The sequence below is a fragment of the Streptomyces sp. NPDC096339 genome, assembly GCF_044762985.1.
Taxonomy (GTDB): domain Bacteria; phylum Actinomycetota; class Actinomycetes; order Streptomycetales; family Streptomycetaceae; genus Streptomyces.
The window spans coordinates 1-21,537 of record NZ_JBIWFI010000057.1 but is presented as its reverse complement, the minus strand read 5'-3'; the positions used below and the strand labels follow the sequence as shown (position 1 = coordinate 21,537).

Annotated in this window: 13 protein-coding genes and 3 pseudogenes; 11 read left to right on the top strand and 5 right to left on the bottom strand. The window is 69.6% G+C overall.

Going from position 1 to position 21,537, the window contains the following annotated elements:
* Positions 1-183 precede the first annotated feature (183 nt).
* The 5 genes from ACIQ5Y_RS38515 to ACIQ5Y_RS38495 all read left to right on the top strand — a co-directional run bounded on the left by ACIQ5Y_RS38515 (position 184) and on the right by ACIQ5Y_RS38495 (position 5,307).
* Positions 184-930 (top strand): hypothetical protein, encoded by a 747-nt coding sequence (locus tag ACIQ5Y_RS38515; protein ID WP_403891764.1) that lies wholly within the window; start codon positions 184-186, stop codon positions 928-930.
* 368 nt (positions 931-1,298) lie between these two features.
* Positions 1,299-2,360 (top strand): hypothetical protein, encoded by a 1,062-nt coding sequence (locus ACIQ5Y_RS38510; RefSeq protein ID WP_403891761.1) that lies wholly within the window; start codon positions 1,299-1,301, stop codon positions 2,358-2,360.
* A 188-nt stretch (positions 2,361-2,548) separates the two neighbouring features.
* The gene (locus ACIQ5Y_RS38505; protein ID WP_403891758.1) at positions 2,549-2,722 is read left to right on the top strand and encodes a hypothetical protein; all 174 of its coding nucleotides are present in this window, start codon (positions 2,549-2,551) and stop codon (positions 2,720-2,722) included.
* Positions 2,723-2,731: 9 nt separating this feature from the next.
* Entirely contained in the window at positions 2,732-3,247 is a 516-nt protein-coding gene (locus ACIQ5Y_RS38500; RefSeq protein ID WP_403891755.1) for a DinB family protein, read from the top strand.
* Between the two features lie 440 nt (positions 3,248-3,687).
* The gene (locus tag ACIQ5Y_RS38495; RefSeq protein ID WP_403891752.1) at positions 3,688-5,307 is read left to right on the top strand and encodes a sulfatase-like hydrolase/transferase; all 1,620 of its coding nucleotides are present in this window, start codon (positions 3,688-3,690) and stop codon (positions 5,305-5,307) included.
* Between the two features lie 197 nt (positions 5,308-5,504).
* Here ACIQ5Y_RS38495 and ACIQ5Y_RS38490 read toward each other — a convergent pair whose 3' ends face one another.
* From ACIQ5Y_RS38490 to ACIQ5Y_RS38480, 3 genes are all read right to left on the bottom strand, one after another.
* Entirely contained in the window at positions 5,505-6,722 is a 1,218-nt protein-coding gene (locus ACIQ5Y_RS38490; RefSeq protein WP_403891749.1) for a DUF2252 domain-containing protein, read from the bottom strand.
* Positions 6,723-7,387: 665 nt separating this feature from the next.
* Complete coding sequence (locus tag ACIQ5Y_RS38485) at positions 7,388-7,669, bottom strand: hypothetical protein (RefSeq protein WP_403891746.1); 282 nt, start codon at positions 7,667-7,669, stop codon at positions 7,388-7,390.
* A gap of 804 nt (positions 7,670-8,473) precedes the next feature.
* Entirely contained in the window at positions 8,474-10,324 is a 1,851-nt protein-coding gene (locus ACIQ5Y_RS38480) for a VWA domain-containing protein (protein ID WP_403891744.1), read from the bottom strand.
* Positions 10,325-10,668: 344 nt separating this feature from the next.
* On the opposite strand from ACIQ5Y_RS38480, the gene ACIQ5Y_RS38475 reads away from it, so the two are divergent.
* Positions 10,669-11,589 (top strand): helix-turn-helix domain-containing protein, encoded by a 921-nt coding sequence (locus ACIQ5Y_RS38475; RefSeq protein WP_403891741.1) that lies wholly within the window; start codon positions 10,669-10,671, stop codon positions 11,587-11,589.
* Positions 11,590-11,750: 161 nt separating this feature from the next.
* Here ACIQ5Y_RS38475 and ACIQ5Y_RS38470 read toward each other — a convergent pair whose 3' ends face one another.
* Together ACIQ5Y_RS38470 and ACIQ5Y_RS38465 are read right to left on the bottom strand one after the other, a co-directional pair.
* Positions 11,751-13,508 (bottom strand): FG-GAP repeat domain-containing protein, encoded by a 1,758-nt coding sequence (locus ACIQ5Y_RS38470; RefSeq protein ID WP_403891738.1) that lies wholly within the window; start codon positions 13,506-13,508, stop codon positions 11,751-11,753.
* A gap of 398 nt (positions 13,509-13,906) precedes the next feature.
* The gene (locus tag ACIQ5Y_RS38465; RefSeq protein ID WP_403891735.1) at positions 13,907-14,773 is read right to left on the bottom strand and encodes a GyrI-like domain-containing protein; all 867 of its coding nucleotides are present in this window, start codon (positions 14,771-14,773) and stop codon (positions 13,907-13,909) included.
* A gap of 118 nt (positions 14,774-14,891) precedes the next feature.
* On the opposite strand from ACIQ5Y_RS38465, the pseudogene ACIQ5Y_RS38460 reads away from it, so the two are divergent.
* From ACIQ5Y_RS38460 to ACIQ5Y_RS38440, 5 genes and pseudogenes are all read left to right on the top strand, one after another.
* A pseudogene (locus ACIQ5Y_RS38460) lies at positions 14,892-15,722 on the top strand (phytanoyl-CoA dioxygenase family protein).
* Between the two features lie 142 nt (positions 15,723-15,864).
* Entirely contained in the window at positions 15,865-17,145 is a 1,281-nt protein-coding gene (locus ACIQ5Y_RS38455; RefSeq protein WP_403891732.1) for a hypothetical protein, read from the top strand.
* On the top strand, positions 17,142-18,305 hold the full coding sequence (locus ACIQ5Y_RS38450; RefSeq protein WP_403891729.1) for a caspase family protein: 1,164 nt from the start codon (positions 17,142-17,144) through the stop codon (positions 18,303-18,305). The genes ACIQ5Y_RS38455 and ACIQ5Y_RS38450 overlap by 4 nt, the downstream gene beginning before the upstream one ends.
* A 170-nt stretch (positions 18,306-18,475) precedes the next feature.
* Positions 18,476-19,639 (top strand): annotated as a pseudogene (locus tag ACIQ5Y_RS38445) (hypothetical protein); the annotation flags it as partial.
* A gap of 570 nt (positions 19,640-20,209) precedes the next feature.
* Positions 20,210-21,537: pseudogene (locus ACIQ5Y_RS38440) on the top strand (RNA degradosome polyphosphate kinase); the annotation flags it as partial.

Here is a 21,537-nt window from a genome sequence, read left to right as displayed (position 1 = left end):
TCGTGAACCCGCCGGATCGACGGCCCGGCTCTGCACACCGGGAGGTCCTGGCGAGGGCATCCCGGCACCTCCACTGCACCCTACGCCTGACCAGCGCAAACGCTCCCGTCACTCTCGGAAGGACAGCGGCTTCCAACTGGCCCGGACGGGAATCGTGTCAGAAGTCTGGTCTAGGTTTGGCCTGTGAACCACAGCAGCGCCAAGGCCGGGGCACCCCGAGAGCCTGACTTGCCGCCCTACCAGGTAGTCCTGGCGGAGACTGATTGGGGTTCGCTCCAGACGGCTTTCGGGAACGGTGAGTGCCTTCCCGAAGTCCTGGCACGGTTGCTGGAGCCGGATCCCAAGGTGCAGGTCACCGCTTTGTCGGAACTGCGTGAGCTGGTCGGCCACCAGAACGGCATCTACGAAGCCACCGCCCCCGTCGCCATGTATGTCGCCGGCATCCTCGCCCACCCGGCGGCCATGACCCTCCGGCCCTATCGCAACGTCCCCATTCGCGCGACATTGTTGAACTGGTTGGTTTCCACTGCCTACGACGCCTCCGACGAGATAGTCGACCGCACCGAGCGGTACTTCCCTGGCTTCCTCACCCACGACACCACCCTGGCGGCCTTTCGGGACCTGCGCCCGATGCTTTATCGAGCCGTCGCGCCCTTCCTGCAGGACGGTCACGAGGACGTGCGCGAAGCCGCCGGCCTCGCAGCGCTCATCCTCGCCGAACACCCCGCGCTTGCCCAGCGCCGCGATCACCTCGCCGTGCACGCGCGCCGCATCCTGGACACCAGCAGCGACGACCCCAACCGGCGCGTTGCCTTGAAGGCCCTCGAAGCATGGGGCCACGACATCACCGGCATCGAACCCATTCCGGAGGAGGCGTGGGACTGCGGGCCACACAGCGATGGCCGCGGTGATCTCGAACCTCCCTTCTGACCGATAGGCGAACGGCCCACTGGCCCAGGGAGCCAGACCAAGCGGGAAGTCACGGGGACCGAGGGGCGCTAGCGGGTCCTGGGCCGTCGCTCTGCTTTCCAGGCATCCGGTTGGAAGCCGAATGTTCCCGCGCAGTGGGAGGCCCGGGCGCCAGACTGCCAAGGCGCGGGCGCAGGCGGAGATGGCGGCACGCAAGGCCGAGGAACCGTCCGGCTCCGAGGGGTGAGCCACGGCGTTCTCGTACCACGGGTCGAGTCACGCCCCTTAACGCATGCTCTGGCCTCAGAGGGGGTTCCTCACCCGGCTGGGGGAGGGGGATCGTTCCGGCGGCCGATGCCGCCCCGCGCGGTCGGTGCGACGTTCAGAACATGACCAGTGTTGGACGGACGATGAAGGCGCTCTGGAGCGCTTGGTGGCAGCGATGGCCGGGCTGGGTGGCCCGGGCAACGATGCTGTGGGCGGTGCTGTATGCCGGTTTCGGCCTGGCATGTGCGCTGAGTGGGACTCCCTTGCTCTACCACGGTGGCGGCTCAGGGGCCTCCGGGCTGGGGTGGGCGGTCGTGGCGGTCGGCGCGCTGGGGACGTTGGTGAGCGGGGCGGTGGTGCTGTTCGGGCTGCTGACACCGATACGGGTGCTGCTCTGGGTGGTTTGCGGGCTGGCCGGGATCACGGCGTTCAGCCTGCTGATGGATGTGATCACGCTGATGCTTGGTCAGGGAGTGGACAGTCAGGCCTCCGCTGTGAACAAGGTCCTGGCGGCGGTCGGGGCGGTCCTGCTCGCGGCCACGGCCCGCTCCGACCGGCTGCCCGCCGGTACTGCCTTGCAAGCGCCCTCCACCGCACCGAAGCACGTCCAACTCGCCGCCTGGGCAGGGACGCTGGCCTTTGTCCCGTACGCGGCGATGAAGCTGGTCTGGGCGTCGGGCGGCACCTTCGCGGGGATCACCGGCGAGGAGACGCTCGCGGTTTCGGAGCGGAACGGCGCCTCGGCGATCTTCCTCACCCTGGAGTCCTGGGGTCTGGACCCCACCGCGCTGCTCGCCGTGCTCGGCGTCTTCCTGCTCTGGGGCCTGGTCCGCCCGTGGGGGCAGGTCTTCCCGCGCTGGACGCTGTTCCTGCGTGGCCGACGGGTGCCGCGCTCGCTCCCGCTCGCCCCCGCTTTGCTCGGCGCCGCGACGCTCGCCCCGTACGGTGTTGTGGGGGTCGGATACTTGGCGTTGGCCACGGCCGGCGTGGTGACGATGCGGAGCGGCGACTTCCATTCCTCGGGCGACGCGCTGCTGGTCGGCTGGATCGGGATGGTCGCCTTCGCCGTTTACGGCATTGCCCTGACCATCGCGGCCCGCTCGTACTGGCTTCGGACGCGTCCCGCCTCGCCCGGACCTCACCCTCGTCGGTGTGGGAGCCCGTTCGAACAGGCAGCAGAGTGACCAGGATCCGGGGCGCTTGACCACCGCCTGAATCCGGCTCTCGGAGTCGTGGCGGACCTGTTGTGGCGAGTGAAGGCCGAGGGGGGCGACCGGCGGCCGCCCTCGGCTTACGACTCTGCCGGATCGTCGACCGCGGGAGCCTCCCACGACTGGCTCGCGGGCGTGGCCACGGAGCCGGCCCGGCCCACGTGACCGTCACCCTGGTTGCCGCTTCCGTCGCGGCCGTCAACCTGGCCTTCGTCCCCTCGCTGTTCTTCGGAACGGACGCCGCCGACTTCTACACTGCGGTCGGTTGGGGGATGGGGGTCGTCCGGCAGGTCTTCGGTCGAAAATCAGGCGGCAGCTGGAGGCCGAGCACCTAACGTACAGACATGGCACCTTCACTTGAGCGTCCCCCCTTGCAGGCCGACGAACGTACCGCGCTCACTGGCTGGCTGGATCTGCAACGGCAGATCCTGCGATGGAAATGCGAGGGCTTGAGCGAGGCTGACGCGCATCGCTCCGTCATCCCGACCTCGCCGTCGATGACGATGGCCGGGCTCATCAGTCATATGCGGTGGGTCGAGCACACCTGGCTGGAGGTGCTGTTCCTGGGCGGCGACAAGACGAAGAACCCGTCCTTTGACGAGACGGACGAGGACGCCAACTGGCGTACCGACGGCATCTCTCTGAAACAGCTGCTCGCCGAGTACGAGGCCCAGTGCGTCCGCAGTAACGAGATCGCGGCCGCTGCCTCCCTGGACGACGTGGGTCGCCACCCCGAATATCGCTCCGGCAACGCCAACCTCCGTTGGATGCTCATACACCTTGTCGAAGAGACCGGACGGCACGCGGGGCACGCGGACATCGTGAGGGAGTTGCTGGACGGGGCGAAGGGTTACTACTGAGCCTTCCAGTTGGGTTACGACCGGAGCCGGAGCCGGAGCCGGAGTCGGATCGAGGCAACGGTGACGGTGACGGTTCCGTGGAATGTGCAGCACGTTTGCCGAATCTCGTCGCCACTGCCCCGAACCTCTTGAGGGTATGAACGTCCGCTCTACTTCGTTTCTGTGCTTGCAGATCGGCATGTCCAAGCCGGCAAACCGTCCGCCCCGGTGCTCGGTGCCCGGTCTCCGTTGCGTAGCTCATTGAACAGCCCGCGGCCGCTGCGGACGGTCGGGGAGCTCGGGCTTGGTCGCGCCGTGGGCGTGTCGGTCTCACCTGGACGGTCCTGTCCGCCTGTGTCATGCGCCGCACCTCGGGTCAGCCGCACCTAAAGTCAAAGGCCGCAGATCGGAGTGTTTCGTCCGGGTCTCGGGCGGATCGGAATTGAAGGGCGGGTAGGCACGTGACGCGTCGTCCCAATATTTTGCTGATCGTCACCGACGAGGAGCGTGCCGTCCTGCCTCGGGCGCAGGGGTACGCGCTGCCTGCCAGGGAGCGGATCGCAGCCCACGGTGTCACCTTCGACCACTACTACACAGCCTCTGCGCAGTGCAGCTCGGCACGGTCGGTGATCTACACCGGGCAGCACCTGCCGTTGACCGAGATCTACGACAACGACAACATCCCCTACGTTCGGCCGCTCGACCCCGATCTGGGCACGCTGGGCACGATGCTGCGCTCGGCAGGCTACTACTGCACGTACCAAGGCAAGTGGCATCTTTCCAACGCCTACGTTTCCCCGCAGAACCCGGCTCCCACGACGAACGCCCTGGAACCGTACGGGTTCAGCGAATTCAACTCCTGGGGCGACATCGACGGCGGAGCCTGGGCCGGCTTGAAAATCGATCCGGTGATCGCCGGACAGGCCGTGCACTGGCTGCGCGACCGTGCACCGGTCGTCGCAGAGGAGCAGCCGTGGTTCATGGCGGTGAACTTCGTCAACCCGCACGACATCATGAGCTTCGACTACGGCGGCCGGCCCCAGGTGCAACTACCGCTGCCGCTGGCCCATTCCGTGCGGATGAAGGCCGCTGCCGACATCCCGGTCTACCGCACGCGCTGGGACTTCGACCTGCCCGCAAGCCTGCACGACGACCTGTCCGGCGCCGCCCCGGCGATCTCCGAGTACCACCGCATGATCGACACCGTCTTCGGGCCGGTGGCCTCCGATGAGCACTGGTACGACGGCCTGAACTTCTACCTCAACGCCCTGCGCGACGTCGACCGCAGCGTCGAGCACGTGCTGGACGCACTCCAGGCCTCCGGCCAGGCCGACAGCACCGTCGTGATCTTCACCGCAGACCACGGTGAGATGGCCGGCTCCCACGGCCTGCGCCAGAAGGGGAGCCTCGTCTACGACGAGAACCTCCATGTCCCCCTCGTCATCGCCCACCCCGATCTGCCCGCCGGCGCCCGCACCAGTGCGCTTGCCTCCGCGGTCGACCTCGCCCCCACCCTCCTGGAGTTCGCCGGACTGGACCCGGCCGAGACCGCCGCCCGCCACCCCGCTCTGAAGGGCCGCTCCCTGGTGCCCGCACTGCACGGAGGCCAGGTGCGCGACGGAGTGCTCAGCGCCATCGAGTCGATCATGATGCTCGACGCCGACTTCTGGTTCGAGTTCGCCGACCCCGACGCCCCCCGGCGCATCGCCGCCGGCGAGCTGCGCCCGGACTGGACCAAACGGGGCTTCCTGCGTGCCTGCAACGACCACCGCTACACCTTCGGCCGCTACTTCGCGCCCCTGGACCCGAACCGGCCGCAGTCCGTCGACGATCTGTTCGCCCGCAACGACGTCGTGCTCTACGACCGCCAGGAGGACCCCTCGCAGATGCGCAACCTGGCCGCCGACCCCGCGCACCGCGACCTGGTCGCCCGCTACAGCGCCCTGCTGGAGCGGCTGATCGATGCGGAGATCGGCGCCGACACGCGCGCCTGGGTCACCGAACGCCCACGCCTGCTGGGCTGGCCCACCTGGCACGGCGACACCGAGCCGGCGGCTGCCCGCGCCACCACTGGGCGCTGACAACAACGACCATCGCACGGTCTGCCCACCGGCAGGCCGACCGCCGCCGGCCGTTCCACCGTCGGCCGCGGTATGGCCTTCCGCCCGCCGCGGCCGACGAGTCATGACGAGTCATGACGAGCATCAGCCGTGCCGACGGCTTCGGAGCGCCGCACGGGCATCCGGCCGCAGCCGACCCTGCGGGCCAGGAACCCAAATCACAGCCCGTGTTCGGCGGTGATCCTCTTGTCGCGTTCGGCTTGCTGCAGGGAGGCGAAGTCACGCTCGTTCTGGTCCGCGTACAGGGCGGAGAACTCCGCGATCGCGTGGGCGAACGCCTTGTCGTCGCCCAGGTAGGCGGCGATGGCGATGCTGTCTCCTGAACGGGCGTGCGCCCGAGCCAGGGTCCACCCGCACAGTTCTCCGTACTGGGCCAGGCCCCCTGGGACCATCTGCCCGATGTCGGCGGAGCCCTTCCAGTCCGCCAACTGGCGTACGTAGAAGTCCCGGTGCCGGCCGTCGATGCCTTCGGAGGATTCCCAGCCCAGGAAGATGTCACTGGCCGCCTGCATGAGTCGTTGTCCCTGGACGACGCGCTCGCCTTCACTCGCGTACGCCTGGCCGTGCGGCAGGAACTCTGCGAGGACGGACGGCTGCGCCTCTTTGACCTGGAGGAACAGTGGATCGTCCGCGTCCCGTCCGGTCATCAGGGCGATCCAGCAGCGGGTGCCCACACTGCCCACCCCGACTACTTTGCGTGCCAGGTCGACGAACTGGTACGCCCGTGCCAGGGCGCGACGTTCAGAGGGCAGGGAGGCCTGGTAGCCGACCAGTACCTGGCGGATCACCGTCTGGAAGGCCTCCCGCTGCGTCTCGGACAGCAGGTCGGCGATCGGCACGACCAGCGGAGGATCCGCGACGATCCGGCGCCGGCCCCCGACCCCCTCGGTGAGCTTGGCGAGGGCCCGCATGCTGTCGCGGGTGCGTGCCTTCGCGAGGGTCTTGTCCAGTTTCTTGCGAGCGTCCTTGCTCAGCGGCCCCGTCAGCAGCTGCGTGATGTCGTCGACCTCGGCTCGGGCGTACCAGATGTCGAGCTGGCGCATGCCCGCGAAGTCGGCCATCGCCCGCTGGTATCCACGCACGGCGGTCCGCTGGATCTTGGCGCGTTCCTTGGGGGTGAACCCGTTCTCCCGGGCGGCGATCTCCAGGCTCGCGGCAAGCCGCTTGACGTCCCACTCCCACGGTCCCGGATACGTCTCGTCGAAGTCGTTGACGTCGAACATCAGGCGCCGCTCGGGAGAGGCGAACAAGCCGAAGTTCGACAGGTGCGCGTCGCCGCACAGTTGCACGTTCAGGCCGGAGACGGGGGTGCCCGCCAGGTCCGCGGCCATCACGGCGGCGGCGCCGCGGTAGAAGGTGAAGGGGGACACCAGCATCCGTCCGTGGCGGATGGGAACGAGCTCCGCTACGCGCAAGTCAGCCTGACGCTCCAGGACCGCCACGGGATCCGCACGGTCCGGGCCGGCTTCGAAGACGGCGTGCGCGTCGAGGGGGACTGCTTTCCTGGCCGCCTCCCCCTTCGCCGCCCGCTCGGCCGGCTCCAGGTGAACAGGAATGGAGCCCTCGGACGGGGTGGCCTCCGACGGACCGGACCGGGCGCGCGAGGCTTGCCGTTGTCCGGGCCTTCGGGAACGGCCGGAGACGGATCGGGCGCCGGTCACTGCCTCACCGGCCCGGAGCCGGCAGGCCTGTTGTGGGCCCTGCTCATCAAGACCATCTTCTCCTCCTGGTGACGGGCACTCAGGCGTCTTGGACCCAGGCTTCAAGGGCGCAGGTCACCGCACGTCCCCATTAGACGGTCCCCAGCTGCGCACACCGGCCCGCAGCCGCGCGAAATGCGCTTCCCTACGACAATTGGCGCAATGCTCCTACCGCCTCGTCGACCGGCGGCCGGAAGCGCGGGGTCGTCCGGCACGCGCGTACGTCGCGCCAGGACCGCACGGCTTGCTGCCGGCTCGGGCGAGCACGACCTCGCTCACGGTGCCTCCCCGTAGCCATCCTGCTCACCCTGCGGGCCCGCGGTGTGCAGGGCCGCCCCCCGTCAGGGTTCCGCCACGTGCACGACCTCCTTGAGGACGGTCCCGACACCGGAAACGAAGTGGTAGACGGCTTCGCTTGAAAGGATCAAGGCGGCGAACAGGATCCAGCCGCCCGGGCCGCTGATCGCCTGGAGTTCCGAACCGCCCGGTACGGGGTTTTTGGTCGGCGCGCGCAGCATCTCTCTGGCTATGTGCGTCAGGCCGACCGCGGCATGAGCGGCTCCGGCCAGCGCCATGCCGGCGACACCGATGGCCACCCACTCCATTCTCCCGATTTCTTCCATCGTCCTCGCCTCCTCGCCTCCTCGCCATGAGGTGACCGCGCGGTCAGCTCCGATCCTCCGCGCGCGGCGAACGATCCGGCAGGGGCCGAAAGGGGTAGACCGGGGACCATTGGACCCAACCGCCCGCCTGCGCAGATCGCCCGCGCCCACCAGCACGCCGCCGGGCCCGTCAGAAGGGGTAGCGGACGTCGGCCCCGGTGATCGCCGGGCGGATTGGCCTGCCCCACCCGCTGCCGCTGCCGCTGCTGCGCAAGCGCCTCGCATAGATCCGCCGCGCGCACGTGGGCATCGATCCGACGGATGCCGATTTCGTGATGAGAAAAGACCGAGCAGCCGGATCCGGGGCTGCGGCATGATGTCGGCATGGAAGAACAGGCATTCGAATGGGTGACCCTCTTCAGCTACGAGAACGTTTCCGGTTCTCCGCGGCCCGGTCGGCTGACGGCGGTTTGACTGCGGGACCGAGGCATCGATTGGCACCCGTTCACCGACGATGAGGTCCGGCTCGACCTGATGTGTGGCATCGGCGCGGACGGACACTGGCACGGCACGATTGCCGTTCGCTTCCGCGCTGACGCTCTCCGGCGGCTCGGTCTGCATCCTGACCAGCCGACGTCAGCGCCGGCGAACCCGCTGCCACCGAAGTGGTGGGGCCCGTGGGCCCGGTGAGATCCAACCGGTCAGTGGAAAGCCGCGCCGGTTTCGGAGGAGTTCGGCCCTGCCGGCCCGGAGGGCCGCGAGGTGCCTGCGGACGACCCGGCGGCTGCCGCGGCAGCCGCCGTGCCGCCTGCCCAAGCCCTGGTGTCAGGTTGCCCTGCGGCGCCTGAGGGCGTAGAAGGTGATGCCGCCGAGAAGGAGGACCCCGGCGCCGACACCGACCGGCAGCGCGAGCCCGCCCACAGACGAGTCCTCGTCCTTCGCGGTATGCGTCGCGCCGCCGGTCCCGCCCTGTTCGCCGTTCCGGGTCGCATCGGACGGCGAGGCAGAGGGGCCCTGGGCGGTGTCGTCACCGAAGAAGAACACCGGGCTGTTTCCGGAGCGCGGTGTACCGGAGACGTCCACGGTCAGCGACATCGGTACGACGATGCCCTTCGCCTTGCTGTCCGGCTCGGCGACCTGCGCCTGGATGTAGTAGGTGCCGGGCACGTCGTATCCCTTGGAGTCGGGGCTCTTCGCCTCGTCCCGCTCGGTGATGCCCCAGGGCCCGCAAACCCGCTCGAAGTGCCCGGTCCTGCCCGCGAAGAGTTGGGTGGAGTAGTGGTCCTCGTTGCACAGCGTCGAGTCACGCTGAGCGTTGTAGACGGTGACGCTCCACCCGCTGGCGGTGGAGTTCGGGAAGTCGTTCGGAATGTCCACGCCGCCCTTGACCGTCAGCGTCTGGCCCGCCTTCACCTCGACCCGCCAGAACGGGGCCTCACCGACGGCGATGGACTGCCGGTGGGTGCCCGGTCCGATCGGCGTGGCGCTGTTGAAGGAGAAGCCGCCCTCGGCGTCGGCCCCGGTGCGGGGCTCCGGAGTCCGCGCGCCGGCCCCCTGGACCGTCTTGTCGGCGATGCCGACGAGAAGCTCGACGGGCATCGGCCTGTCGCCGGACCGGGTCACCTGGTTCTCCACCACGATGCAGCCGGTGTCGTCCGGCGCGGGCGTCTCGTTGCCCGCGCCGGGCTTGCTGCGACCTCCGACGGAGATGACGTTCGCCCACCCCATCGACTGCTCGAACTCCCGCAGCCAGGCGTGGGGTTTGCCGTCGCCCGCAGGCCCGGCAGCCACGGTGATGATGGAACCGCGTGAGTACCCCTCCTCGGCGATCGCGGTGGCACTCACCTGGAGTCGCTGGTCCGGCCGCTTCTTGACCTTGTAGTAGAGGTCGCGGCCCCCGGTCAACTTGTCCAGGTACTGGCCGGGCGTGACCAGGGGAGCGTCCTGGCACCCGTTGAGGGAGCCCTCGACCGGCTTTCCGGTGGCCTGGTACGTCCGCCACTCCTTGCGGAACAGGGTGCCCAGACTGGCGGTCAGCGACTCCGCGTTGTCGGCGTCCGCGTACGACCCGCCGGTCACGTCGGCGATGCACTTCAGCTGCGCACGTGCCGTGGAGGGCGTTCGGAACCCGACCACGTCCACGGCGAGGTCGATGCCCTGCGCCTTGAGCTCGCGGGCCACCTCGCACGGAGGCGGCGGCGCACAGGTGTCGTCACCATCCGAGACCAGGACGATGCGGCGCTTGCCGCTCGTGCCGAGGTCCTTGGCGGCTTCGCGAAGCGACACGCCGATCGGTGTGAACCCGACCGCCTTGAAGCCCTCGACCCGATTCTTGGCGTCGGCGCGAGCCGTCCGGTCCATCGGAGTGACCGGCAGGACCTGCTGCGTGTCGGCGCAGCCTTGTTGCTCGTCCTGTCCGGGATACGTGGCGCCGTAGACGCGCAGTCCCAGCGGGGCCTGTTCGGGGGCGGTGTCGATGATCCGGGTGACCGCCTGCTTGGCGGCGGCGAGGCGGGTCTGGCCGCCGGCGTCGTTCTGGTTCATCGACCCGGACAGGTCGAGAACGAGGTTGATCCGGGCGGGCGTCGGAGCCCCGGGTGCCGCGGGGAAGGCGCTCGCGGTCGCCGCCGGCGACAGGAGCGTGCCGACCAGCAGCACGGCAACAGCAGCGAGCACGCGTCGTCGGCGTGGTCTCGGATACATGAAGGTGATCTCCACGAGGTTTGTCTGTCGGGCCCTTGGCACGTGCCGGTCAGGGAACGAGCGCTCGGGGACGGGCGGGGACGTGTTCTGGGAGCGGGCACCAGCAGAGCGGAAGCCATGCCCGCCGGACCTTCGGGCCCTGCGGGTCCAGGCGGTCCGAATCGCTGCGCTGGGCAACGCACCCCACCGCGTGGGCAGTGAGCGGATCCCGAGGCAAGTCTTGCCTTGTGTGATCATCCTTTCCAGGGGCTGTGAGTGCAGACAATTGGGCTGCTGCCTGTTTGCCGCCCAGGCGCAGCCCGAGTGGGAGGTGCCGGATGAAGCCGTCGGCCAGTGACCGAGGCCGCCTCAAGGCGATCCTTCAGGCGCGCCGAGCCGCGATCGACCCCGTGAGCATGGGGTTCCCCGAGCGAGGGCCTGGTCCCGGCCGGCGGGCTGCCGGTCTGAGCCAGGAGCAGATGGACGTGTTGCTCACGCGCAGCCCAGGCACGTACAACCGGTTCGAGAACGGTCAGTTCGCCGGCCCCGGCGCCGAGCTCCTCACCGCAGTCGCCAGGACGCTGCGGCTTGACGAGCAGGAGTGGGCGTTCCTGTGGCTGATCACCCGCAAGGAGAGCCCTCCCCATGCCCTGCACGGCAGCTCGGGAACGTCCATAGCCGGAGCGTGGCAGCGGGTCACCAGCCACATTCATGGTGCGTTGGCGTACGTCAGCGACGCCGAATGGAACGTCGTCGTCCACAACGAGGACTTCCGACGCTTCTTCCCTCGCGGACAGGCACCCGCCAACATCATGCGCTGGATGCTCCTGGACCCCGAAGCCCGCACCGACGTCTTGATGCACTGGGAGGCCCACTGGGTGCCGACCATGATGCCCTTCCTGAAGCACAGCGTGGAGCTACGCCCGGAGAATTCGGCACTCGGTCGCCTCGCGTACGACGTCCTCAAAGACCCCGTGGCCGGACCGCTGTATCGAGAGCATGCCGCTGCCCCCATTCCCTACTTCGACGGCTCCGAGCTCCCTGTACGCCACGCCGTTCACGGGCCCGGCCGGCTCACGACCTGCCTCGCCGAACCCGTCACAGCCCCCGGCGCCCGCGTCAACCTGAGCTTCTACACACCTGGAGGCTCCGTTCTCCCGAGGCTGCGGCCGGCGCGGCCGCTCGGGGACGCCCCCCTTGCACCGGGCCGCAGCGCGTTCCGGACCAGAGCCGAGGTCCGGTCCACGCCCGAGCTCTGACGATCGCGAAGCCTTCAGGGCGGCCTTGGCGCCCGACCCGCGATGCCATGCACCGCCCCCTCCTGGGGGTGCCGGCTGCGGACACGGGCCCGTGCCGGCCCGGCTGGTGCCGGTGGACGGGCCCGTGCCGTCGCCGCCGCGCGACCGGGCGGCCGCAGGACTCAGACGATGTTCTTGTAGAGGTTCCAACCGGTGCCGAACTTCACCCGGGCGGCGAAGGTCGCGGTGCCGGTCTTGCCCGTCGAGGAGTACCGGTACACGACGCCGCTCGGGAGACGGCACAGCAGGTCGCCCTTGCTGTCGCCGTCGATGTCACCCGGTACGAACAACATGTCGTACTGGTCGAAGCCGCTGCCGACCTGCTCCCGGGCGGCGAACGGTGCGGTGGCCGTTCCCGTGCCCTTGAACAGGAACAGGCGGCCGGAGGCGTCCCGGGCGAGCAGGTCGGGCCGCCCGTCGCCGGAGTAGTCACCCGCGCCGACGAGCGCGTTGTAGCCGTTCCAGCCGGTGCCGACCTTGATGGGCGCGCCGAACTTGGTCACCAGCGCACCGTCGCCGGGGTGGAGCCACAGGACGCCGGCGGAGTCGCGGCTGAGGAGGTCGCCCTTGCCGTCGCCGGTGAGGTCGCCGGGGCCGACCGTCAGCGGGTAGTTCCACGTCGTGCTGACCCGCTCGCCCTGGATGTACAGGTCGCTGCCGATGTTCTGCACGTAGGTCGCGTGGTTGCGGTTGTTGAGCCCGGTGGCGTACGTGGTGCGGGAACCGGGCGTCTCCTTGCCGGCCCAGATCGGCGGCGTCATGTAGTCGCCGTTGGCCAGGGCGCTCCACTTGGCGAGGTCGTTGTCCGCTTCGGTGCCGAGGTTCTGTGCCTTGCCGTAGAGGGACGTGGTGCCCGCGCCGACGATGAACTTGTTGAGTTCATAGCCACTGCCGAAGGGCGCAGGTGCGGCGAACTTGCCGCCGCCGAGCGACTTGAACCAGTACTCCTCGCCGTTGCGGTCGCGGGCGAGCAGGTCGCTCAGGCCGTCGCCGTCGCCGTCGTCCGAGCCGGTGATCACGTTGTACGCGTTCCAGCCGGTGCCGACTTTGACGCGGGCCTTGAGCGGGGCGGTGGCGCTGCCGGCCCCCTTGTGGAACCACAGCTCGCCGCTCAGCGTACGGGTGAGGACGTCGCCGAGGCCGTCCCCGTCCACGTCGCCGGCGCCGACCAACTGGTCGTATATCCCCCAGCCGGAGCCGACCTTGACCCGTGCGTTGAAGGGTTTGCTGACGCTGCCGGTTCCGGTGTAGAGCCACAGGTCGCCGGTGTAGTCGCGGGCCAGCAGGTCGGGGTGGCGGTCCCCGGTGACGTCGCCGGTGGCCATGACGCGGTTGTAGATCTGCCAGCCGCGGCCCGACCACAGCGGCGCCGACGTGCTCGTCAGACCGGCCTCGTAGAGCGTGAGCACACCGTCGAAGGAGAGCGAGAGCAACTCGGGCTTGCTGGTGCCGCCCACGTCGCCCACTGGCAGCAGGTCCTTGAACGAGGCGTAGCGGTCGGGGTCGGTCTTGTAGATCGTGTATTCGCTCCAGGACGAGATCGACGACAGGTAGACGGCCGTGGTCTGGTCGTATTCCATGACGATCATGTCGCTGATGCCGTCGTCGTCGACGTCGTGCCGCGGCTTGGCGGCGGCCGGCGGCGCCGGCCGGGTGGCGCGGCTGGGCAGGACGACGCTCGGGTACTCGCGATCGCCGCCCGGTGCGGCCTTGAGGAACGAATCCGCCGCCGGGCCGGCCGAGGGACCGTCGGCGGCGGATTCGGGCATGCCGGCCTGCGGGGCGGCGCTGCTCGGGGCGGCGGCCAGGGCGCTGACGGCCAGGGCCAGTACGCCACCGGCGGCCAGTGCACGCAGTCTTCCACGGTGCGATGAAGTCAAGATCCCCCCTGAGGATCGAGCCGGGACCCGCCCGGACACGTCTCGCTGTGCGCTCGGAGACATGCATCCACGCGTGAACGGTTCCCATTCCCGCTGTGCCGGTGTGAGGTTGAGTAGATCTTGCACACGGTGTTCGCCGACACGGATGCTGCCGCGCAGGTGGAGGCGGGCCGCCTGGTCAAGGCCCCGGCCGCTGCTCACGAGTACCGCTGACCAGGCGCTCACGAAGCGCTTGGAGATCACTTCCCGAGAGGTCGGTCACCGAGCGCGACAGTTGGTGGATGAGCGCTGCATTGGGCGGAGTTGAGCGTTCTGGTCGGCGGTCCGGGTCGCTGCCCGTCTTCTCACCGGAACCAGTAGGCCGGACCCGGTGAACGGGCCAGGGAGCGATTCCGGAATCAACGGACCTCCCGTTCCACCGGCAGCCACAGCTCGGCATCCGCCTCCCTGCCGTCCGCCGACATCCGCGTACGCAGGATCTCCGGCCCGGGGCGGCTGCGATACGGGTTCGATGGGAACCACTCGGTGAACACATCCCGCCACAGGGCCTGGATCGCCTCCGGCGCCGGCCCCGAGGTGGTGAAGACCGCCCATGTCCCGGTCGGCACGGGCAGCCTGGCCATGCCGTCCGGTGCGGACGCCGAGGTGACGACCCCGTGGTAATAGTCGAGGTCGGTGCCCTCCGCCCGGCTGGGATCGAGGTCGTCACAGACCGCGAGGATGCCGTGCGGCTCCTGGTCGGACAGCTCCTCCAGCAGCTCCTTGGTCTGGTCGCCGATCCCGCGGACGAAATCGATGATCGCCTGGTTCGGCCCCGAGTGCACGAGCGGCACCCGGGCCTTCGCCCCGACGATGCCGAACTCCGGCTTGCGTACGATGCGGTAGCGCATGCTGCTGCTCCCGTCGACGACGAGGCGGAAGGTCATCCGGGGCTGGGAGCTGAGGGCCGCACCGGTGCGCCGCGCCTCGCCGGGCCCGACGCCGTGCATCGCGCGGAACGCCCGCGCGAATGCCTCGCCCGAGCCGTACCCGTACCGGACCGCGACCTCCAGAAGCGTCCGCTCACCGGCCAATACCTCCGCGCCCGCGAGGGTGAGCCGCCGACGCCTGATGTACTCCGACAGCGGCATCCCGGCGAGCGCCGAGAACATCCGCCGCAGGTGGTACTCCGAGGTGGCCGCGACCCGCGCCAGCTCGCCTGCGTCGACGGAGCCGTCGAGCTGCCGCTCGATCTGCTCCATGGCCTGATTGAACCGCTCCAGCACGCCCGCCTCCAAGATCCCGACCGCCGATTCAATCAGGCGGGGCCCTGCACGCCGCACCCGAGAAAGGCGGTGCGGCAAGTGTCGGGTGACCAGGACGGCTGCGACGCACGATGGAGGCATGGACGACACGACCTTGATATCCCGCTTCCTCCGCGACGGCTTCGTCAAGCTGGAGGGCGCCGTCGCACCCCGCGTGGCGGAGAGCTGCGCGCGGCTGCTGTAGCGGGAGACGGACTGTGACCCGGCCGACCCAAAGACATGGACACGGCCCGTGCACTGGGTCGGCGGGATGGCACAGGGACCGTTCGCCGCCGCACCCAACTCCCCGGCCCTGCATCGGGCGTACGACCTGCTGGTCGGTGCCGGGCGCTGGGAGCCGCGCTACTCGCTCGGGACCTTTCCGCTGCGCTTCCCGCACGAGGAGGAGCCCGACGACTCGGGCTGGCACATCGAGGGCGGCTATGCGGTGGAAGGCGAGACCTGGCCCTTCACCAATCTCCGCTCACACGGCCGGGCCCTGCTGATGCTGTTCCTGTTCAGCGAGGTCGGGGAGGAGGACGCCCCGACCCGGATCCGGGTCGGCTCCCACCTCGACGTGCCGAAGGTGCTGGAGCCGTACGGGGAAGAGGGCGCGAGCGGCCTGGCCATCGCGCCGGATCTCGTCGCGGCATCCGCCCACCGGCCGCTCGCCCTCGCCACCGGTTTCCCTGGTGACGTCTTCCTGTGCCATCCGTTCCTGGTGCATGCGGCACAGCCGCACCACGGGGTGCGGCCGCGTTTCATGGCCCAGCCGCCGCTGATGCCGGCCGCACCGTACGAACTGGAGCGGGCCGACGGCGCGTACTCACCCGTGGAGATCGCGATCCGCAGGGGCCTGGGACAGGCCACCCCCGGTCCCGACGGGCAGGACGCGACCCCGCCAACCAAAATGCTCGGCCCCGCCGGGTAGAAGTTCCGGGAAAGCCGGTATGACGCCGGTGCGCGCCCATTAAGTTTGCGCGAGGTGGTGCGTCCGCAGGCGGGTCAAGTGGGCGTGTGGCCAACGGCAGGTACGGGTGCTGCCGGGCCGGCCGGGGGAGGAACGGGGAAACATGCCGGTTGTATTCGTGCACGGGGTGGCCACGCGGGAGTCGCAGGACTACCGGCGTGCCGTGGAACGGAGGACCGCGTTGTGGCGGTCCTTCCTTGCTCCCGCTCTGGGCGTTGCTCCATCCGCGTTGACGGTCATCGACCCGTACTGGGGCGGGGTGGCAAGCGAATTCCGCTGGAACCACGCGTCGCTACCGTCAGGGACACGGGACGACGTGGAAAAGCTCGGCGGCGGTGACGTCGAGGAACTCGTCGCCGAGATCACCGGCTCAGAACACGTCTTCGCGTCCCGAGGTCGCGCGCCGGTGGCGGCCCTGGCACGGCACCACTTCATGGACGCCATCGACCTGCTGTGGTCTGCCGCCATGGAACGGTGCACGGAGGCGGAATCGGAAGAGTTGGCGGAACTCGCCGCCGCCGCGGTTTCCTACGCCGAGCGGCATCCCCACCCGGATTGGCTCGACGGCGTCGCCGACGACCGCGAGTTCCTCGCCCGGCTGCTCGCGGCAATCAGGCCCGCGCAGTCCTCGGAGACGACGGAGACGTTCGGAAGCGGCCGGGACGGCAGGGGGCGGGCTGCCGTGGGGAGATTGCGCGAGGGGACCGGCCGCATCGCCTCGGCGGCGTCCCGCGCAGCCACCACCGGGCTGCTGGCGATGACCCGGTCCCGCACGCACCGTTCGGTGTCGGTGTTCCTCGGCGACGTCCTGTGTTACCTGCGTCAGCGCGAGCAGCACGGTGCGATGGCTCCCATCGCCCGGACCGTGGCCGAGGCGATCGAGGAGGCCGAGCGGTCGCGGACGGAGGAAGACCCCCGCCTGGTGGTGGTGGCGCACAGCATGGGCGGCAACATCACCTACGACCTGCTGTCCCACCTGCGCCCCGACCTGCGCGTGCACACGCTGGTCACCGTCGGGTCGCAGGTCGGGGTCTTCGCGGAGCTCGGCCTGCTCCCGGCCGTCGCTCCTCCGGGGGACCCCGCAGTGGACCGGGTGCCGACACTGCCCAACCTCACCCGATGGCTCAACGTCTTCGACCCCGACGACGTCCTGGCCTTCCGGGTCGGCGAGATCTTCGACGGGGCAGAGGACTTCCGGTACTCGACCGGCCGTGGACTGCTGCATGCCCACTCGGCGTACTTCGCCAGACCGAGCTTCCACCGAACGCTCGCCCGGCGACTCGCCCCGGCCGAAGACCCGGCTGGTGGCGGTGGCGGTGGCGGTGGCGGTGCCGGTTCCGGGAGTCGGTCCGACGGGTTCGGGAACAGGGGACCGAGGAATTGACCCCGTCGTTCTTCAGCGCACCGCACTCCGGGTCCGCCGTGCACGCCCTGGTCATAGGGGTGGGCGGCTACCCCTATCTGGCAGGCGGCGAAAAGGCCGCCGCGTCCGCGGAAGCGGACTTCCCCGGCATGGGCCAACTCACCTCGCCTCCCCGGTCGGCCCTGGCCTTCGCCCGCCGGTTCACCGACGGCTGCGGACGGTGGGACGTGCCGCTGGGCAGCGTCGACCTGCTGGTCTCCGTCCGGACGGGCGACCCCTTTCCGGAGGCGTCGGGCCTGGTCCTGCCCACCGCCACCATCGACGACATCCGCACCGCCTTCGAGGCCTGGCTGGCGCGTTGCAGTCAGCACGACGACAACATCGCCGTGCTGTATTTCTGTGGGCACGGCCTGCAGAGCGAGTCCCAGGTGCTCCTGGCCAGTGATTTCAATCGGTTCAGCAGCTCCCCGTTCGCGCAGGCCTTCGACTTCGACGTGACCCGGCTGGCCCTGCAACAGCGCGGGCCCCGCTCCCAATGCATCGTCATCGACGCCTGTCGTACGGACTGCCTCGACCAGGGCCCCGTCAGGGCTCTGCCGCTGGCCCAGCCGGAACCATTCGACCCTCTCAAGTGTGAGAACGAGCTGATCCTCCGGCCACCTCCGTTCCTCGAGGCGACCGGCCCGCACGGGGACGTTTCCCACCTCACCCGCGCACTGCTGCGGGCGCTCGACGGCCAGGCGGCGACCACCGACGACGATGGAGCATGGGTGATCCGAACCGCCGGCGTGCACCAGGCCATCGACCTGCTGCTCCGGGAGGAACTCGGGGTGTTGTCGCTCGCCGGCGGAGTCGACGCCCACAGCCGGGGCGACACGCTCCTGCTCCGCCTGGAAGCCGCGCCCGTCACCCGCCTGACCGTGAACTGCCGTCCTGCGGAAGAGGCTTCGCGGTCGACCTTGAGTTGTGTGCCGGCCTACCCGCCAGATCTGCCCGGTGTGGAATGCGGTCTCCCACGGCACAGCAAAGGGGATGACGGTCGGGCGCCCTCGCAGGAGTGGCGGATGGAACTGCAGGCCGGCTACTACCTGCTGAGCGCGCAGTCCGAGACGGCGAAGGGCTCGCTCCTCAAGCGGGTCGACCCGCCGCACTCCCGGGCGATCCTCCAGGTGATGCCGTGACGCGGCGCCTGACGGTCGAGCTCCCCGTCCACGACACCTGGGCCGTCGGTGCCCCGGTTCCCTTCGATGTCGTGGACCTGGGGCACCGGGTGGTGGAGCGAGGGCTGGTCGTAGCCGGCACCCCCACGACCATCACCGTGGCGCCGGGGGACTACGGGGTGCGGGCACTGATGCCGTCGGGTCACCCGCTCGACGGAGAGCTCCTCCCGGCCGACAGCGGTCCGTCCAGGGACGCCGTGTGCGTACTGCATCTGGACGACGTCGCACCGCGCGGCCGGCTGGAAGCCTCCGCGCTGCTCGTGCCGTGGCGGGCAACCGCCTTCGGCAGACTCGACGATCCGCAGTACACGGCGGTCTGGCTGAAACCCTGGAGACTGGGGGACGGCCACTGGAAGACCGACATCTGGTCGATGGAGCCGATCCAACGCGAAGCGGAGGGAGCACGGTTGGTCTTCACCGACCTTCCGTCGGACCCCTGCGTACTCCAGATCGGCGGTCCGGGGATCCCCTGGCAGATGGTGCGGTTCCCGCCAGGACCGCGTGTGGCGGTGGACGTGCGGGCCGCACCGTCGGACAGGCCCCGGCTGATCGTGTCGGTCCTCACACCCGAACCCGACGCCCACGCGCTCCTCGGCTACCTCACCATCGGAGCCGCCCGGCAGGCAGACAGTGTCGCCCGATTGGTGGCCGCCGCCCCGCCCTCCTGGCCACGAGCGGCTGCGCTGGGCTACCACCTGATCCGTACGCAGACACCGCCTGCCGACTGGCCGTCGTTCGTCCTGCACGGCACCGCAGGGACAGCGGACGGGGCGGTGATCGCCGGCTGGCACCTACTGGAGCAGATGCGTGCCGGCTTGCGTGAACGCTCTGCCGACAAGGTCCGGAAGGTGCTGGCGGAGACGGCGGCAGTGGGTCTGCCGGTGTACACAGAGGGTCTGCGCCTACTCGTGGACGGGCTTCGGCTGACGGCTGACACCGACGGTGTGACACCGGGACACGGCGTCCTCGCTGTGGCCGCCCGCCACCTTGCCGCAGCGGACCCCTCTGCTCCGTTGCTCACCTTCACGGGCCTCCAGCCCGACGCACCGGGGACACCACACCCGGAGACCGCACCGGAAGGGTCTGTTCCGCTCCTCTCCCGCACTCCACGCCCGACCGGGGCGGACCGCCCGTCCCGGCCCCGCGATGCAAGAGGACTGCTACGGGACGACGTTCGCGAAGAGGCTGGAGACCTGCTGCACGACATCACCTCCTGGTCGCTCACCACGGTTGGGTGGGAGGCGGTGGAGTCCTGTCTGCAGGCACTGAAGTGGGCGGTCGGCGTGGCGGACTGGGCGCACTTCGAAGCGGCTCTGAACAGACTGACACTGCTGCGACCCTCGCACGGCGCCGTCACGAGCGCGGACGTCGAGGCCCCGTCCGCCGCACGACGAGAAGTCGGCGCGCTGCTCCGGTTCCTGACATCCAGCCCCACGGCCGTTGAGCGCGTCGGGGAAGCCGGGGCGAGCGCGACCGCCCCGGAACCGGCTGCCCAGGCAGCGCCGACTGCCGAGGCATCGGTGTCCGATGCCCGTCAGCATTGGCCCTGGCCGCACCCCGAGCTGATCGTGTGGGGCGACGATCCCGTCAGTCCGCACGACCACGCAGCCCTCCTGGTGGCTCGGGGCCGGAGCTCGGGAGATCTGGCCATGGTGCGGGGCGGCACCGCCCAGTTGAGGGTCCTGCTGCGTCAGCAGTCCGGTGACGAGGAGCTGAAGCGCACCCTCCTGAGCAATTTGATCACTGCGTTGGCCATCCAGTACGAGTGGACGCGCACACCCGAGGTCCGCCGCGAGTGGGTTGCGTGCCTCAGGCAGAGCGTCGCACTGGCTCCCGAAGAGCATCGTGGCCGGCTTGCACGGCAAATGGAGCTCGTGGAAGCTCTGTCGGCCGAACCGACGGCAGGAGCCGATCTCCGGAGCGCGGGCCGCCTCGTCGCGCTGACTTCGGAGTTCGCCGCCCTGGGATCGGGCGCCGGCAGCCGACCGACCCGCACCGGCAACCTGCTGCAAGTACATCAAGAGGCCCGACCGGACGATGGCAGCATGCCGATCGCCCCGCGATACGACCTCGAACGGCGGCCTCCCTCGGACGCGCACGAGGCGGCCGACGGAACGGCCGAGCTGCCGCAGAAGCGATTCCTGGACCGCGATCAAAGCCGGCTGGACTTCAACGAACGCGTCCTGGAGCTTGCCGAGGACCCCTCGACCCCGCTGCTGGAGCGCGCGAACTTCCTGGCGATCTCCGCGAGCAACCTCGACGAGTTCTTCATGGTCCGCGTGGCCGGTCTCAAGCGCCGCATCGAGGCCGGCATTCCCACCCGTTCGGCCTCGGGCCTGCAACCTGGCGAGGTCCTCGACCTCGTCCGCACGCGCTCGTTCGAGCTCATGGCCCGGCAAGCCGCCTGCTTCGAGAACGACGTGGCCCCGCAGCTGGCCGGAGAGGACATACACCTTCTCCGTTGGGCGGAGCTGACCGAGAACGAGCAGGGCCGCCTGTCCGCCCACTTCCACAAGCAGATCTTCCCGGTGCTGACGCCGCTGGCCATCGACCCCGCCCATCCCTTCCCCTACGTGGCCGCTCTGTCGCTGCACCTGGCCGTGACCGTCCGCAATCCGGTGTCGGGCCAGGACCTCTTTGCCCGCATGACGGTCCCGCCGCGGTTGCCCCGCTTCCTGGAGGCCTCCCCGCAGCGTTACGTCCCGCTGGAGGACGTGATCGCCGCGCACTTGGAAGAGCTCTTCCCCGGGATGGAGGTGCTCGCGCACCACATGTTCCGAGTGACCCGCAACGAGGATCCGGAGGTCGACGACAGCGAGGCCGAGGACCTGCTCCAGGCCCTGGAGAAGGAGCTCATCCGGCGCCGCTTCGGCCCGCCGGTGCGCCTGGAGGTCGAAGAGTCCATCGACCCCGGTGTCCTGGACCTCCTCATGCAGGAGCTGAAGATCTCATCCGCTGAGGTCTACGCACTGCCCGGTCCGCTGGACTTGACCGCCCTGTTCGGGATCGCCTCCCTGGACCGGCCCGAGCTGAAGTACCCGAAGTTCGTGGCCGGCACCCATCGCGACCTCGCGGAGGGCGATTCGGCGTCGGCGCCGGACATCTTCGCCGCGCTGCGCGAGCGGGACGTCCTGCTGCACCACCCGTACGACTCGTTCTCCACCTCGGTGCAGGCCTTCCTGGAGCAGGCCGC